This window comes from sulfur-oxidizing endosymbiont of Gigantopelta aegis (assembly GCF_016097415.1).
In the GTDB taxonomy this organism is placed as follows: Bacteria; Pseudomonadota; Gammaproteobacteria; order GRL18; family GRL18; genus GRL18.
The window spans coordinates 376,441-391,908 of record NZ_JAEHGE010000001.1; the positions used below are offsets into that span (position 1 = coordinate 376,441).

11 protein-coding genes and 2 tRNA genes are annotated in these 15,468 nt (G+C 38.3%); 1 reads left to right on the top strand and 12 read right to left on the bottom strand.

The features are described from left to right. Window positions 1-106: 106 nt before the first annotated feature. The 5 genes from JEU79_RS01870 to JEU79_RS01890 form a co-directional block, all read right to left on the bottom strand. Window positions 107-679, bottom strand: coding sequence for a DUF302 domain-containing protein (locus tag JEU79_RS01870; protein WP_246539902.1), 573 nt, complete (start codon window positions 677-679; stop codon window positions 107-109). A 118-nt stretch (window positions 680-797) separates the two neighbouring features. Next, window positions 798-2,417 carry an ABC transporter ATP-binding protein gene (locus JEU79_RS01875; protein WP_198262738.1) on the bottom strand — a complete coding sequence of 540 codons (1,620 nt, stop codon included), beginning with the start codon at window positions 2,415-2,417 and terminating at the stop codon, window positions 798-800. 12 nt (window positions 2,418-2,429) lie between these two features. Then, window positions 2,430-3,485, bottom strand: coding sequence for an ABC transporter permease (locus JEU79_RS01880; RefSeq protein ID WP_198262739.1), 1,056 nt, complete (start codon window positions 3,483-3,485; stop codon window positions 2,430-2,432). Window positions 3,486-3,493: 8 nt separating this feature from the next. After that, on the bottom strand, window positions 3,494-4,543 hold the full coding sequence (locus tag JEU79_RS01885; RefSeq protein ID WP_198262740.1) for a microcin C ABC transporter permease YejB: 1,050 nt from the start codon (window positions 4,541-4,543) through the stop codon (window positions 3,494-3,496). A 14-nt stretch (window positions 4,544-4,557) separates the two neighbouring features. Then, entirely contained in the window at window positions 4,558-6,402 is a 1,845-nt protein-coding gene (locus JEU79_RS01890; protein ID WP_198262741.1) for an extracellular solute-binding protein, read from the bottom strand. Between the two features lie 111 nt (window positions 6,403-6,513). Here JEU79_RS01890 and JEU79_RS01895 point away from each other — a divergent pair, with 111 nt between their 5' ends. Beyond that, entirely contained in the window at window positions 6,514-7,320 is an 807-nt protein-coding gene (locus JEU79_RS01895) for an enoyl-ACP reductase FabI (RefSeq protein ID WP_198262742.1), read from the top strand. 204 nt (window positions 7,321-7,524) lie between these two features. Here JEU79_RS01895 and JEU79_RS01900 read toward each other — a convergent pair whose 3' ends face one another. The 7 genes from JEU79_RS01900 to clpP all read right to left on the bottom strand — a co-directional run bounded on the left by JEU79_RS01900 (window position 7,525) and on the right by clpP (window position 15,336). Beyond that, window positions 7,525-9,405, bottom strand: a complete 1,881-nt coding sequence (locus JEU79_RS01900) for a peptidylprolyl isomerase (protein ID WP_198262743.1) — start codon at window positions 9,403-9,405, stop codon at window positions 7,525-7,527. A gap of 121 nt (window positions 9,406-9,526) precedes the next feature. Beyond that, window positions 9,527-9,603 (bottom strand) — tRNA-Asp (locus JEU79_RS01905). A 121-nt stretch (window positions 9,604-9,724) separates the two neighbouring features. Next, a tRNA-Val gene (locus JEU79_RS01910) sits at window positions 9,725-9,801 on the bottom strand. Between the two features lie 23 nt (window positions 9,802-9,824). Further along, a complete protein-coding gene (locus tag JEU79_RS01915) occupies window positions 9,825-10,097 on the bottom strand; it encodes an HU family DNA-binding protein (RefSeq protein WP_198262744.1) in 273 nt (90 codons plus the stop codon). 544 nt (window positions 10,098-10,641) lie between these two features. After that, entirely contained in the window at window positions 10,642-13,065 is a 2,424-nt protein-coding gene (lon, locus tag JEU79_RS01920) for an endopeptidase La (protein WP_198265812.1), read from the bottom strand. A gap of 206 nt (window positions 13,066-13,271) precedes the next feature. Further along, window positions 13,272-14,546: an ATP-dependent Clp protease ATP-binding subunit ClpX gene (gene clpX, locus JEU79_RS01925; protein ID WP_198262745.1), complete on the bottom strand. Its 1,275-nt coding sequence runs from the start codon at window positions 14,544-14,546 to the stop codon at window positions 13,272-13,274. A 142-nt stretch (window positions 14,547-14,688) separates the two neighbouring features. After that, window positions 14,689-15,336, bottom strand: a complete 648-nt coding sequence (clpP, locus tag JEU79_RS01930) for an ATP-dependent Clp endopeptidase proteolytic subunit ClpP (RefSeq protein ID WP_198262746.1) — start codon at window positions 15,334-15,336, stop codon at window positions 14,689-14,691. Between the last annotated feature and the right edge of the window lie 132 nt (window positions 15,337-15,468).

Genomic DNA, 15,468 nt, shown 5'->3' on the forward strand with positions numbered 1-15,468 from the left:
GTGCTTCGTAGGGTGGGCATGGCTTTATCTGCCCACGCTGAAGATAGTGACAGCGTGGGCAGATAAAGCCATGCCCACCCTACAGATTTCTAAAGCTAGTATTAGTTTAAAAATCCCCTTCAGCAGCACGTTCCATGACTTCAAGAATGATTTTCTTGACGTTTTCTGCTTCAGCTTTCAACTTCGGTGGTAATGGTTTGCCACCATGAATCATTAAATCCATATTCAAACTATATAACCAAAGCTGACCGCTTTTATCTTCTACTAAGCTAATTCTACAGGGCAAATAGGCTGAAAATGCATCATTATGATCTAGCATTTGTGCCGCAGTTAAAGAATTACAAAAAAGGAAGATTTTAACAAAGCGATATTCCTTGCCTGATCGTGCAGAAATATCTTTAGAAAGCGGTAATTCCCCAACATTAGCAATATTAAGCTCATTAGCAATCATTTTAAGACTTTTTTCAACATCTTCAGGGCTTAGACCCTCTTCCACTGGAAAACGCCAAACAGTAGCACTGGCAGCATCTTTTGTTTTTAAAATATTAGTAAACAGCTCAATATAGGTATCAGCCGCACCCGGATCAAATTCACTGAGCGTATTTTTAACCCCTACATAAAGAACGCCCGAAGCAACTACGGCAACTAAGCCAATCAAGGCAAATAAATTCTTAAACAAAATGATTCTCCAGTTTTCTTTCGATATAAAAATAAAAGTATAGTCGTCTAGGCTCTTGTGATCAATAAGTGATTAAATATTATTCAATCACAGAGCCAAATCTTTACTTTCAATAGACTTAAACATCAACATCCTTAAAAAGTGAGGCTGTTAATAATTTCTTGGTATAAACTTCTTTTGGGGCATTAAAGATTTGTTCTGTATCACCTGACTCAACAATTTGGCCATTTTTCATCACCATAACACGATGCGCCACCGCTTCAATCACTTTGAGATCGTGGGTAATAAATAAATAAGAAATTTTATGACGTTCCTGCAACTCACGTAATAATTCCAATACCTGCTTCTGCACTGAAACATCTAAGGCACTGGTTGGTTCATCCAATAAAATTAATTTTGGTTCAAGGATGACCACACGGGCAATGGCAATACGCTGTCTTTGGCCACCGGAAAATTCATGGGGATAACGCCATAAAATATTATCTTCCAGGCCCACTTCTAACAAGATTTTTTTAATTCTTTCCCGTCTTTGAAGTTTGTTCAACTGTGGAAAATGAATTAATAAGCCTTCACCAACTATCTGTTCAATCGTCATACGCGGTGATAAGGAAGAATAAGGATCTTGGAATACTACCTGAAATTCTTTTCTCAGAGGACGTAAGGCGGTATGTTTTAGTTGATCAATTTGTTGCTGATTGAAAAATATATCACCACTACATTTTTCCAAACGGAGTAAGCATCGCCCTAAAGTAGACTTGCCTGAGCCTGATTCGCCAACCAGACCTAAGGTTTCACCTTCTCTGAGAAACAAATCAATATTATCAACGGCTTTAACGGTATTCGTTGTACGTTTGAAAAAGCCTTTACTGCTGGTAAAATAACATTTAAGTGCATGGCCTGATAATAACTTAGACTTGTCCTGCAAACTTTGTGTTTCCCCATCAGGGATCACACGTTCAGGCTCACTTTTAAGTAGTTTAATGGTATAAGGATGCTCAGGCTGAGCAAACAGCGCATCAACACTCCCCTGTTCAACAATGTTACCATCCTGCATGACACAAACATTGTCAGCAAAATATTTCACCAGATTCAGATCATGAGTAATCATTAATACTGCCATTGAAAATTCTTTTTTCAACTTTTCTAAAAGTAATAAAATTTGCAATTGTACAGTAACATCCAATGCCGTCGTAGGCTCATCTGCAATCAACAGCTTGGGTTCACATGCTAGTGCCATCGCGATCATCATACGTTGCCGTTGCCCTCCGGAAAGCAGGTGTGGAAAAGCATTAAAGCGATGTTGTGGTTCAGGAATACCGGTGAGCTCCATGAGTTCTATAGCGCGTTTTTTAGCCGCCGTTTTACTCATGTTTTTATGAATCAGCAAGGGCTCCATAATTTGGCTACCCACGGTAAAGGTTGGATTTAAGGAGGTCATGGGCTCTTGAAAAATCATTGAAATTTCACTACCACGTACCGCTTTAATTTGGCTTTCATCAATCCCCAATAAATCATGATCATTAAAGAGTATTGAACCAGATGAATAGTTCACTTTTTCTTCATCATGCAAACGTAAAATAGACATTGCTGTAACGGACTTTCCAGAGCCTGACTCTCCTACTAATGCCATCGTTTCACCGGAGTGCAGCGAAAAATTAATGTCTCGTACGACATTAATTTCACCAGCAAGTGTATTAAAACTAACACTGAGATCATTTACTTCGAGAATTTTTTTCATATTTTTGTAGTATTAGCCACGTCGAGTATCCAAAGCCTCACGTAGAGCCTCACCGATAAAAATTAATAGTACCAAGGTACCGACCAGAACTGAAAATGTAGTCATAGAAAGCCACCAGGCATCGATATTTTCTTTACCTTGAGACAATAACTCCCCCAAACTCGGGGTTGAAGGCGGTACTCCCAAACCAAGATAATCTAGACTGGTCAAAGCTAAAATCGCTCCACTGATGCGAAAGGGTAAAAAGGTTAACACCGGCACCATACTATTGGGCAATAAATGCTTAAACATAATATTAATATTGGATACGCCCATGGAACGAGCCGCCTGTACATAGTCTAAGTTACGGCCACGTAAAAATTCTGCACGCACATAATCAGATAAGCCCATCCAGCCAAACAATGATAAGAGTATTATCAATAAACCAATACTAGGCTTAAAAATCGAGGCAAAAATAATCAACAAATACAGTTCTGGCATCGAACTCCAAACTTCAATTAAACGCTGAGCAACCAGATCAATCTTGCCCGCAAAATATCCTTGAAGACCGCCAATAATAATGCCAATAACAACCCCAATAGCCGTTAAAACCAACGCAAAAATAACAGACAAACGAAAACCATAAATCAGTCTGGCTAAAACGTCACGACCGCGATCATCGGTACCTAAGAAATTTTGTGACGACGGAGCGGCAGGATTAGGTGAGTCAGCAAAATAATTAATTGAATCAAAACTATAATGATTCAATGGATAGAGTGCCCAATTATCGTCTTTAGTGATTTTCTTTATGATATAGGGATCGTTATAGTCAGTCATAGTAACAAAATCACCGCCGAAGGTGGTTTCTGGATAATCACTCAATAAAGGAAAATAATATTGCTGTTCAAATTGAATAATAATCGGCTTATCATTACTGATGAGTTCTGCAAACAAACTCAGGACAAATAAAATGACAAAAATCCACAGCGAATAATAACCTCGGCGATTATTTTTAAAACGCATCCAGGCACGTTGTCGTGGCGATAGATTGATTAATTGATCATTGGTTAAATTCACTTGCTTATCCATCGTCATTATTAAACATCTGAGTCAAATTTTATTCTGGGGTCAATCCAGACATAAGATAAGTCAGTAATTAACTTGGTGAACAGGCCAAGCAAGGTAAACAAATACAATGAACCGAGTACCACTGGATAATCACGACGGACAATAGATTCATACGATAATAGGCCTAAACCATCTAGAGAAAAAATAGTTTCAATTAATAAGCTACCAGCAAAAAAAGCCGCTAAAAAGCTGGCGGGAAAACCAGTAATCAAAGGTATTAAAGCATTTCGAAAAATATGTTTATACAGCACTTGATTACTGCTCAAGCCTTTTGCTTTGGCTGTCACAACATAGTTCTTTCTTATTTCTTCCAAAAAACTATTCTTGGTTAGCATTGTCATCACAGCAAAACTACCAATCACTGAAGAAATAATGGGCAAGACCATGTGCCATAGGTAGTCAGTGGTTTTTCCAAACCAACTTAGCTCTTCCCAATTATCAGAAGTTAAACCTTTTAATGGAAAGACATCAAAGAAACTACCACCACCAAATAGCACCAGTAGTAAAATGGCCAAGACAAAGCCGGGAATCGCATAGCCCACTAACACTATCGTGCTTGTCACCACATCAAAGCGAGTGCCATCTCTAACGGCCTTAGCAATACCTAATGGAATACAAGTCAGATAAGTAATAAAGAAAGTCCATAAACCTAAACTGATCGACACCGGTAACTTCTCTACCATTAATTCTGTCACCGACTGGTGATGATGGTAACTATCCCCAAATTCGAAGCGTAAATAATTGGCCATCATGGTAAAAAAACGTTCCGTCGCTGGTTTATCAAAGCCATACAAGGCCTTGATCTCATTCAGACGCTCTTCATCGATACCCTCAGCACCACGGTATAATTCACTGGCCGTACTACCCGCTTCCGTTTGCTGATCCTGCCCCGTCAATTGAGCAACCAATTGTTCCACAGGTCCACCGGGTACAAATTGAGTAATGGCAAAAGTGATCAGCATAACCCCAAACAAAGTGGGAATCATCAGCAATAATCGTTTTAATATATAATATAACATTGTTTATAATGGCATCATTTATGTCGGTATTCAGGTTTAAACCACCAAGTTGAAAGCATCCAACCTTCGGCAGAAAAATACTTGGGCAAGGTTTTCGGAAATTCAAATTTATCCCAATAGGCAATTCGATGAGTGGAAATATACCAATGCGGTACCAAATAAAACTCACTCAATAAAACCCGATCCATGGAACGAGTAATTGCAATGATTTCTTTTCTATCGGTCGTATTTGAAAGCTTTTCCAATAACACATCAATGGCTTTATTTTTGATTCCAGGATAATTTGCCGAGCCTTTCACATCGGCATTCTTGGAGTGCCAGCGTCCTTCTAATTCATTGCCAGGCACCTGACTTTGCGGATAACTGGAAACAATCATATCAAAGTCTTTATTATCGACTTTACGTTTATACAAGGCATAATCAACGGTTCTATACTCCATGCTAATGCCTAACTTTTTTAAATTACGCGCATAGGGAGCATCTATACGCTCAAAGCCTTTTTGCGCTAGGATCAAGTCAAAACGAAACGCCTGACCTTTATCATTACGCAAAGCCCCGTCCTTATATTCCCAGCCCGCAGCTTTAAGCAAGGCGATTGCCTTGCGCAAATTTTGTCTTAAAGATGAGGGTGGTTTGGTACTGGGAGGGATCCAGGCCGAACCAAATACACTGGGCTCTAAAATAGCTTCAAAAGGCATTAATAAGGCTTTTTCTTGTGGACTAATCTCGCCCTTAGCAGCCAATTCAGTATTACTAAAATAGCTATTATTACGCTGATATTGATTATAAAACAACATCCGGTTTGCCCATTCAAAGTCATAGGCTAGCACCAAGGCTTCTCGAACCCGTTTATCGGCAAAAAGTGGCTTACGGGTATTCATGATAAAGCCCTGAATACCCACACTATTTTGATGAGCAATATTATCCTTTAAGACTTCATTGCTATTAAAGACCCGCCCGGTATAATCTCTGGCCCACATCTTAGAATTGTATTCATGGCGAAAATCATAGTCACCTGCTTTTAATGCTTCTAGGGCAATTGTATTGTCCCGGAAATACTTATAAACCACTTCATCAAAATTAAATTGTCCTTTACGAATACCCAGATCTTGTGCCCAATAATCAGGATTACGTTTAAACTTGAGCTGTTTGCCCGTACTATAGCTATCCAGGGTATAAGGACCACTGCCGATAGGAATTCTCATCGCGGTATCTTTAAAATCCGTTTCCCCCACCCAATGTTTTGGAAATACAGACAAATAACTGCTAAGCAACATGGGCAATTTAGCGTTTTTTTCTTTAAAACTAAAACGAATGGTCAGTCTATCAATAATAGTCGCCTGACTAATATTACCCAGCGTGATTTTATAGGCAGGATGAACATGCTTATTCGTCATCAGGGTATCAAAAGAGAATTTAACATCCTCAGTGGTGACGGGTGTATTATCAGAAAAACGTGCCTTGGGGTTTATATGGTATGTTATTGACAAGCCATCATCGGCCAATTCAATATCATCCGCTAGCAAGCCATAAAAAGTATAGGGCTCATCAAGACTTTGTTCCATCAGGGTCTCAAAGACCAGACCATCAATACCATCTGCTGCCACCCCCTTCAATAAAAAAGGATTTAAGCGATCAAAGGTGCGTGAGCCATTTAAGTCAAGACGACCACCCTTGGGCGCCCCAGGATTAACATAGTCAAAATTAGGGAAATTCTTGGGGTATTTAGGGGTATAACCGTAGGCAATCGCATAATCAGAGAGGGCTGATTTGCTAATAAAGACACAACAAATGAAAACAGTTAGCAACAAGCTATGGCGTAATCTATGACTGTTTAATGCATGAAGAAGTTCAGGCAACATTTTTTCCCGATATTTATGTTTTTTTTTAATAATATCTAGTTTATTCTATTTATCAAAGGTATCATATCTGTAATAGAATTTTTTACAAGTATTTTCAAGGAGTCAAATATGGGATTTATGCAAGGTAAGCGCGCACTAATTGTTGGTCTCGCCAGTAACCGATCTATTGCTTGGGGAATTGCACAGGCAATGAAACGCGAAGGGGCTGAGCTTGCATTCACTTATCAAAATGACAAGTTGAAGAGTCGGGTAGAAAAATTAGCCACTGAATGCGATTCAGATATCGTTTTACCCTGTGATGTTTCCGATGATGAACAAATTGAAAAAGTATTTGAAGACCTGGATAACTTCTGGGATCATTTAGATATCATCGTTCATTCTGTTGCCTTTGCACCTCGCGAAGAGCTCAGTGGCGAATATCTTGATAGTGTGACTCGAAAAGGCTTCAATATGGCTCATGAAATCAGCTCATACAGCTTTGCCGCACTCGCTAAGGCTGGGCGCAATATGATGGAAGGTCAGAATGGTGCATTGCTAACGTTGTCCTATTTAGGCTCTGAACGCATTATGCCTAACTATAATGTCATGGGCTTAGCCAAGGCAAGCCTGGAAGCCAATGTACGCTATATGTCCGAATCTTTAGGTCCTGATGGCATTCGGGTAAACTCAATTTCTGCCGGTCCCATTCGTACATTAGCCGCTGCGGGCATCAGTGATTTTAGAAAGATGCTGTCTCATGTAGAAGAAAATGCGCCATTACGTCGTAATGTCACCATTAACGATGTCGGCAATACCGCCGCTTTCTTATGCTCTGATTTAGCTTCTGGCATCACCGGTGAAAACATTTATGTTGACTCTGGTTACAATCATGTTGGAATGGGTCCTTTAATTAGCTCAGACGACAAGAAAAAATAGCAAGTAAAACCTGCTGCTTCAAATGTAGGATGTGGTGAGGAACGAACCGCATCAATGGCTTTAAACATAAATGGCTTTAAACATAAGTTCTTGATGCGGTTCGTTGCACTCACCACATCCTACAAACTAAAGCAAAAAAAAGGGTGAACATTTAAATGTTCACCCTTTTTTTTGCTTTGCTTTTTTTATATAGATTCTATTTTCTTACTCATCTTCACTTAAGGACTTAGCATTAATTGAAATTTTAGATTCTGAGCGAATCTGAAGAATCGATAAGGAAGTTTCAATATTTCCCTTATTTTGTAATAAGGCCATTTTTATACTGTCAAATAAAGCCTTATCATCACTATTACCGTCTTCAATGGCGTTCACAGCAACAATTGCTATATTACCACCCATGAGTCGAGTACTGGCAAACTTTGTCTCACGCGGCATGGTAAAAGCCTTGCCTAATATTTCCCCAGGGACTGTCGCACTTTGACGGTCAACAACACCTGCGTTTTCTATCGTTAAAGAGTTACTGGTCGCAATTTCAGAAAATTCTGTGCCGTCTGATAATAATTTAACCAGTTCGTTCGCTTTTTCCTGAGCTTTATCAGTGAGCGCTTGTTTCTTAAGTTGCACTTCGATTAGGTCTTTCACTTCATCAAAAGGTTTAACATTGGCAGGTATTCTTTCGACGACACGAATAACAACCACATGATCATCACCCAACTCAATCAAATCACTATTATTACCTTCTTCTAAAACACTTTCACCAAAGGCAATATTAAGTAACTTAGTATTAGAAAAAATGCCATCTGTTCCTGTACTACTCATCAAAGGGCTTTCTTTGATTGTCATGTTTAATTCTGCAGCCACAGGCTCTAAAGAATCAGGTTGTTCATAAGCAATCGTTTGCATAGACTCAACCATTTCAAAATACGCATTTTCAACTTGATCAAATTGAATAGACGCTATAATGTTTTCTTTAACTGACTCCAATGGCTCTACTTCACCACCTTCGATCTTGGTTAATTTAATAATGTGGAATCCAAATGAAGATTCAACCAAATCAGAAATTTCACCCGGCTTTAATGAAAAAGCACTCTTCTCAAATGCAGGTACCATTTCACCGCTACCAAAAAAGCCTAAATCACCGCCATTATCTGCTGAACCTGGATCCTTAGAATATTGCTTGGCCATCTCAGTAAAATCAGCACCCTGGTTAATTCTTTCCAAGACCATATTGGCTTCAGCTTTTAGTTTCTCTTTTTCTTCATCCGTGGCATCTGTCGATAAAGTAAAGAGTATATGGCTGGCCTGACGGCGCTCAGGTTGTGTATATTGTGGCAAGTGATCCTGATAATACTTTTCGATTTGTTCATCACTTATTTGTAAATCTTTGGCCAGATCCTGACGTGCAACTTCCAGATAAGCAAGTTTAATTTGTTCAGGATTTTCAAACTGTTTTTGAAAGTTTTGATAAAAAGTTTTTATTTCTTCTTCACTGACCTTAACAGCATCTTTGAAATTTTCTGCTTTAAGTACTGCATAAGAAATATCACGTTTTTGTTTCACTAATTGAATAACCCGTTCCACTTCTTGATCAGAAACAAAACTAGAACTCACAATGCCATCAGAAAACTGTCTTAATAGTAAATCGGTTGCAACTGAGTTGCGATAATTGGATTTACTATAGGCACTTGGCAAAGAACGGTTATACAAGTCTTCAGAAAAACGACCATCTAATTGGAAATTCGTATCGACACGTACATACGCATCAATTTGTTCTTTGCTTATCGACAAACCCGATGCTTGCAAATAACTGATGAGCGCACGATTATTAATTAATTTTTCCAGTACAATTTTTTTGATAAAGGCATCATTGTCAATTTTACCTCTGAGCTCTTTGGACTCTCTCTGTACTGCATTTTGAAATTCTTGAACTGATATTTTATAGTCACCCACATTGGCAACAGCAGGACTTGAATCAGGTGTGATATAACTATTGATACCCCACAATGCGAAGGGAATAGAAATAAGAATAACAATAACCCAGGCAAACCAACCCGTTGCTCTTTCTCTGATACTATGTAGTAACATGGAACCTATCTCATTAAATTATAGTTATTAAAAAAGCCATTAAAAAGTTATAAATAACTTTGACTAAAAAGTGCAAAAAAAAGTGCAAAAAAAAGCGCGTCAAAAACGCGCTTCCCATATTTGGCGGAACGGACGGGACTCGAACCCGCGACCCCCTGCGTGACAGGCAGGTATTCTAACCAGCTGAACTACCGCTCCTAATTTTCTAAAACATATTTTAACAGTGTTTAAATCTGTTAATTAAAATCAGAACTATTTTTTTATTAATATAAACACTGAAAATGTTTATATATTTTATATAAATCAAACTGAGTTTTAATGGTGGGTAATATAAGATTCGAACTTATGACCCCCGCCTTGTAAGGGCGGTGCTCTAACCAGCTGAGCTAATCACCCAAAACCGTTCTTTTGAAAGTGGCTTAGTTTACCGCTTCTTTTAAAGCTTTACCAGCTTTAAATGCAGGATTTTTTGATGCTTTAATTTGAATGGTTTCACCAGTACGAGGATTGCGACCAGGACGTGCTGCTCTCTCTCTTACTTCAAAAGTACCAAAGCCGATCAGAGTAACAGGTTCGTTACTTGCAAGTGAATCTGTGATGGCTTTAATTGTTGCATCTAATGCACGGCCTGCTGACGCTTTAGGTAAGTCTGCATTCTCAGCAATAGCGTTTATTAGTTCGGATTTATTCACAAAAGCTCCCCTTTTTTGTACCTATAAAAAAACATATCAAGTCAGATAAAATTAAAAATTTAAATCAAAAGTTTAAACAATTTTTTAAAAGTATTTTTAAATACATTTATTTTTAAAAACACAGATTGTTTAAGATGTCATTATAGATAGATAAAATAAAATTATTAAATAACACAAGTGTTGTGTAACAACGGATACAGCCATATTGAATCAAAATTTATAGTTAAAATCTAGCAAAACTTATCATTTATTTAAAATAGTTTCAAAATAACATAAAAACAGATATTTTATAAAATTAATTAAAGACTCTAAATATCTGCAAACGTATATTAAAACAATATGTTACAGCCTTTTAATGTAAAAGTTTTGATATTACCAAACTTAGATATAATTAAAAATCAAGCTCCCTATCAACAAAGTAAGTAATGACTAGAACGATGCTAACAATAAAAAATTAACTCAAATTAGCTAAAACAATGCACAAAAAAACACCAATGCAGGCATTGGTGTTTTTTTATACAACTTTATAAGAGTGAAATATAAGTTAGTGAGCTCTTATTGTTGCTGCTTTCTTCCTTGTTTTTACCTTATTTGTTGCCGTCGTTGCTTTGATCGGTGTGGGTGTGGGTGCATGAACTAAAGCAATTTGTAGTACTTCATCAATCCATTGTACTGGAATGATGTCGAGTTTAGAGACAATATTTTTCGGTAAGTCCACCAGATCTTTTTTGTTTTCTATGGGAATGACAACAGTTTTAATGCCACTTCTTAGTGCAGCCAGAAGCTTTTCTTTAAGACCACCAATGGGTAACACCTCACCTCTAAGCGTAATCTCGCCTGTCATGGCCACATCAGCCTTAACCGGTATTTCTGTCAGTGCTGAAACGAGTGCTGTGCACATGCCGATACCTGCACTGGGACCATCCTTAGGAATCGCACCTTCAGGAACATGAATATGAATATCCTTATTCTCATACGTTTCATAGGCAATACCTAAACTATCAGAGCGACTACGCACCACTGACATCGCAGCTTGTATTGACTCCTTCATCACATCACCTAATTGGCCAGTGACACTATTTTTTCCCTTACCCGGCATGACGGCGGTTTCAATGGTTAAGATTTCACCACCCACTTCTGTCCATGCAAGCCCTGTCACTTGACCTACTTGATTTTCTTGCTCAACACTGCCGTAACGGAAACGTTTTACACCCAGATATTTTTCTATATTGCGACTAGTGACAGCCACTTTTTTGGTTTTCTTGTCAAGTAAAATTTCTTTAACTACTTTACGGGCAATTTTAGCCACTTCTCGCTCAATGCTACGCACTCCGGCTTCACGGGTATAATAGCGGACAATATCTCGAATCGCACCTTCACTAATGGTCAATTCAGATTCTTTAAGGCCATTATTTTTTAGCTGTTTAGGTATCAAATAACGAGCAACAATATTTACTTTTTCTTCTTCGGTATAACCTGGTAAACGAATAACTTCCATTCGGTCAAGCAATGGACCGGGGATATTCATACTATTTGAAGTCGCAACAAACATGACTTCCGATAGGTCATAATCAACTTCCATATAGTGATCATTGAAGGTGTCATTCTGTTCCGGATCAAGCACTTCTAATAATGCTGAAGAAGGATCACCACGCATATCCATGGCCATTTTGTCAATTTCATCCAATAAGAAAAATGGATTTTTCACCTCAACCTTGGACATATTTTGCATAATCTTACCCGGCATGGAGCCGATGTAAGTGCGACGATGACCACGAATTTCAGCTTCATCACGCACACCACCCAGGGACATACGGGTAAATTTACGGTTTGTTGCCCGGGCAATCGATTGCCCTAATGAGGTCTTACCGACACCTGGAGGCCCAACCAAACAGAGAATAGGCCCTTTAAGTTTTTTCATCCGTTGCTGTACTGCAAGGTATTCAAGTATACGTTCTTTAACTTTTTCCAGACCATAATGATCTTCTTCTAAGATCGCTTCTGCTTTAGCTAAATCATGACGCACTTTTGAACGTTTCTTCCAGGGTACATTGGTCAGCCACTCAAGGTAATTTCTGACCACAGATGCTTCAGCCGACATAGGCGACATCATTTTTAATTTATTTAATTCTGCCATGCCCTTTTTCTTAGCTTCAGTAGACAGGCCTGAGTCTTTGATCTTGTTTTCCAGTTCTTCTAGCTCATTGGGTACATCATCAATGTCATTGAGCTCTTTTTGAATCGCTTTCATTTGCTCATTCAAATAGTATTCACGCTGACTTTTTTCCATTTGCTGTTTAACGCGACCACGAATACGTTTTTCTACTTGCAGAATATCAATTTCAGATTCCATTTGTGCCAATAAATGTTCTAGACGTTCACGCACATCTGAAATTTCCAGAATAACCTGTTTTTCTTCAATTTTAAGCGGCATGTGTGCTGCAATGGTATCGGCTAAACGACTAGGATCTTCGATACTGGATAAGGAGGAAAGTATTTCAGGCGGTACTTTATCATTCATTTTGACGTATTGATCAAACTGATTCATTACTGTACGCGTCAGCACATCAGCTTCACGTTCTTCAATTTTTGTGGCTTCGAAAATTGACACCTGTGCCGTATAAAAATCATCTGAAGCAAATAAATTATCTACCTGTGCACGCTCATCACCTTCGACTAAGACTTTAACCGTGCCATCCGGTAATTTTAATAAACGCAAAATAGAGGCGATTGTACCTACCGAATGGATATCTTCTGGCTTTGGATCATCATCCGATGCATTTTTCTGGGCAATAAGAATAATTTTCTTATCTTCTTCCATGGCAGCTTCAAGCGCATTTATCGACTTTTCTCTTCCCACATAAAGTGGAATGACCATATGAGGATAAACAACTACATCTCTAAGGGGTAAAACGGGATAGATTTGTGTGGTATCAGTGATTTTTGAAATATTAGCGTCATTCTCCATCAAGGAGTTCCTCTTGTAATACTTATTATTCAGACGCCCAATCAAGCACCTGAGAATGTTATTCTGTGTCTATTAAATATGGGTCTTAGAGCCAAAAAATCAAGTAAATATGCATTTTATAAAGCTTAAACACAAAAAAAGAGGCTATATAGCCTCTTTTTTTGTGTTGGTACTCATTAAGCAAATCAATAAAAACGACTAATGATTTACTCTCCGGAGGCTTTTTTGGCTTCTTTGGCGTAAATGAGCAATGGCTCAGATAAACCATTTATGACTGATTCATCAACAACCACTGTTTCCACGTCATCAATAGAAGGCAGATCATACATAGTGTCAAGTAATGACTGTTCTAAAATAGACCGTAAACCCCGTGCGCCGGTTTTTCTTGCCATGGCTTTTTTGGCAATGGCTTTTAATGCTTCCTGACGTAAATCAAGTTCAGCACCTTCCATTTCAATCAGCTTGCTATACTGTTTTGCCAAGGCATTCTTAGGTTCAGTTAGAATTCGAATAAGCGCTTCTTCATCTAACTCTTTTAAGGTCGCAATCACGGGTAAACGCCCAACAAATTCAGGAATTAATCCATAACGCGTTAAATCTTCTGGTTCGATATCATCCAATAACTCACCAAAACTTTTCGCATCATCCTTACTAGTGACCTCAGCCCCAAAACCAATACCACTCTTATCAGAGCGATTTTGAATAACCTTGTCCAAGCCGGAAAAAGCACCGCCACAGATAAATAAAATATTCGCAGTATTGACCTGCAAAAATTCTTGTTGCGGATGCTTACGACCCCCTTGAGGAGGTACTGAAGCAATAGTGCCTTCAATTAACTTTAACAAGGCTTGCTGTACGCCTTCACCCGAAACATCACGGGTGATGGATGGATTGTCAGACTTACGAGAAATCTTATCGATTTCGTCAATATAAACAATACCTGTTTGTGCCTTTTCTACATCATAATCACATTTTTGCAGTAATTTTTGGATAATATTTTCAACATCTTCACCCACATAACCTGCTTCTGTTAAAGTCGTTGCATCTGCAATGGTGAAAGGTACATCCAACATACGCGCTAAGGTTTCAGCTAATAATGTCTTACCTGATCCCGTAGGACCAATTAACAGGATATTACTTTTTGATAATTCCACGTCATCTTTTTTATGGCCACTTTCAAGACGTTTATAGTGGTTGTAAACAGCCACAGAAAGAATCTTTTTAGCACCGACTTGACCAATAACATACTCATCAAGGGTTTTGTTAATTTCACGGGGTGTTGGTAATTTCTTACCAGGCACAGATCCACCCTGCTCTTGAATTTCTTCACGAATAATGTCGTTACAGAGTTCAACGCATTCATCACAGATGAATACCGAAGGTCCAGCGATTAGCTTGCGTACTTCATGCTGGCTTTTACCACAAAAAGAGCAATAAAGTAACTTGCCATTTTCATCTTTATTTTGAGTATCATCACTCATAAAACAAACCTCATATCAGGGCTTATGCCCCTAGTTTTATACTGATTATGTTATCTATAACTAACATATATAAGTCTTATTTATTAATAAATCAACATTTATCATCAATTTGGCTTATTTATTCTCATAAATAAACTGCACATTAATCTTCTTCTGATGAAGTTTCACGTTTACTAATGACTTTATCAATTAAGCCATAATCAACTGCCTGATCAGCACTGAGGAAGTTGTCACGATCAGTATCTTGTGCAATGGCATCTAAATCCTGGCCAGTATGAGTCGCCATAATTTGATTTAATTTATCTTTAAGTGTCAAAATCTCTTTGGCATGAATTTCAATATCAGAAGCCTGACCTTGAAAGCCACCCAATGGCTGATGAATCATCATTCTTGAATTAGGCAAACAATAGCGCTTATCTTTTGCTCCACCGGTCAATAATAAAGCCCCCATACTGGCAGCCTGACCAATACACATGGTGCTGACATCTGGTTTAATAAACTGCATAGTGTCATAAATAGACATCCCTGCGGTAACCGAACCACCGGGTGAATTAATATATAGGTGAATATCTTTATCAGGATTTTCTGATTCAAGAAACAATAATTGGGCAACAATTAAATTAGCCATGTGGTCTTCAACCTGACCGACTAAAAAAATCACTCGCTCTTTTAATAATCTTGAATAGATATCGTAGGAGCGTTCCCCTCTTGAAGTCTGCTCGATAACCATTGGCACCAATCCCAGTGCATCAACTTGTGCAGCCCCATTTAAAATGTGATTATTTGTCATTGATAGACAGTCCTTTTTGTAAGACGAATGTATTTAAGATGATTTATTGGCAAAGCAATAAGGCAATAAAAAGGCTATCTATTGCCCTTCTATACCCCTTTTAAAAAAGGCTATAGACAATTGCTTAAAAAA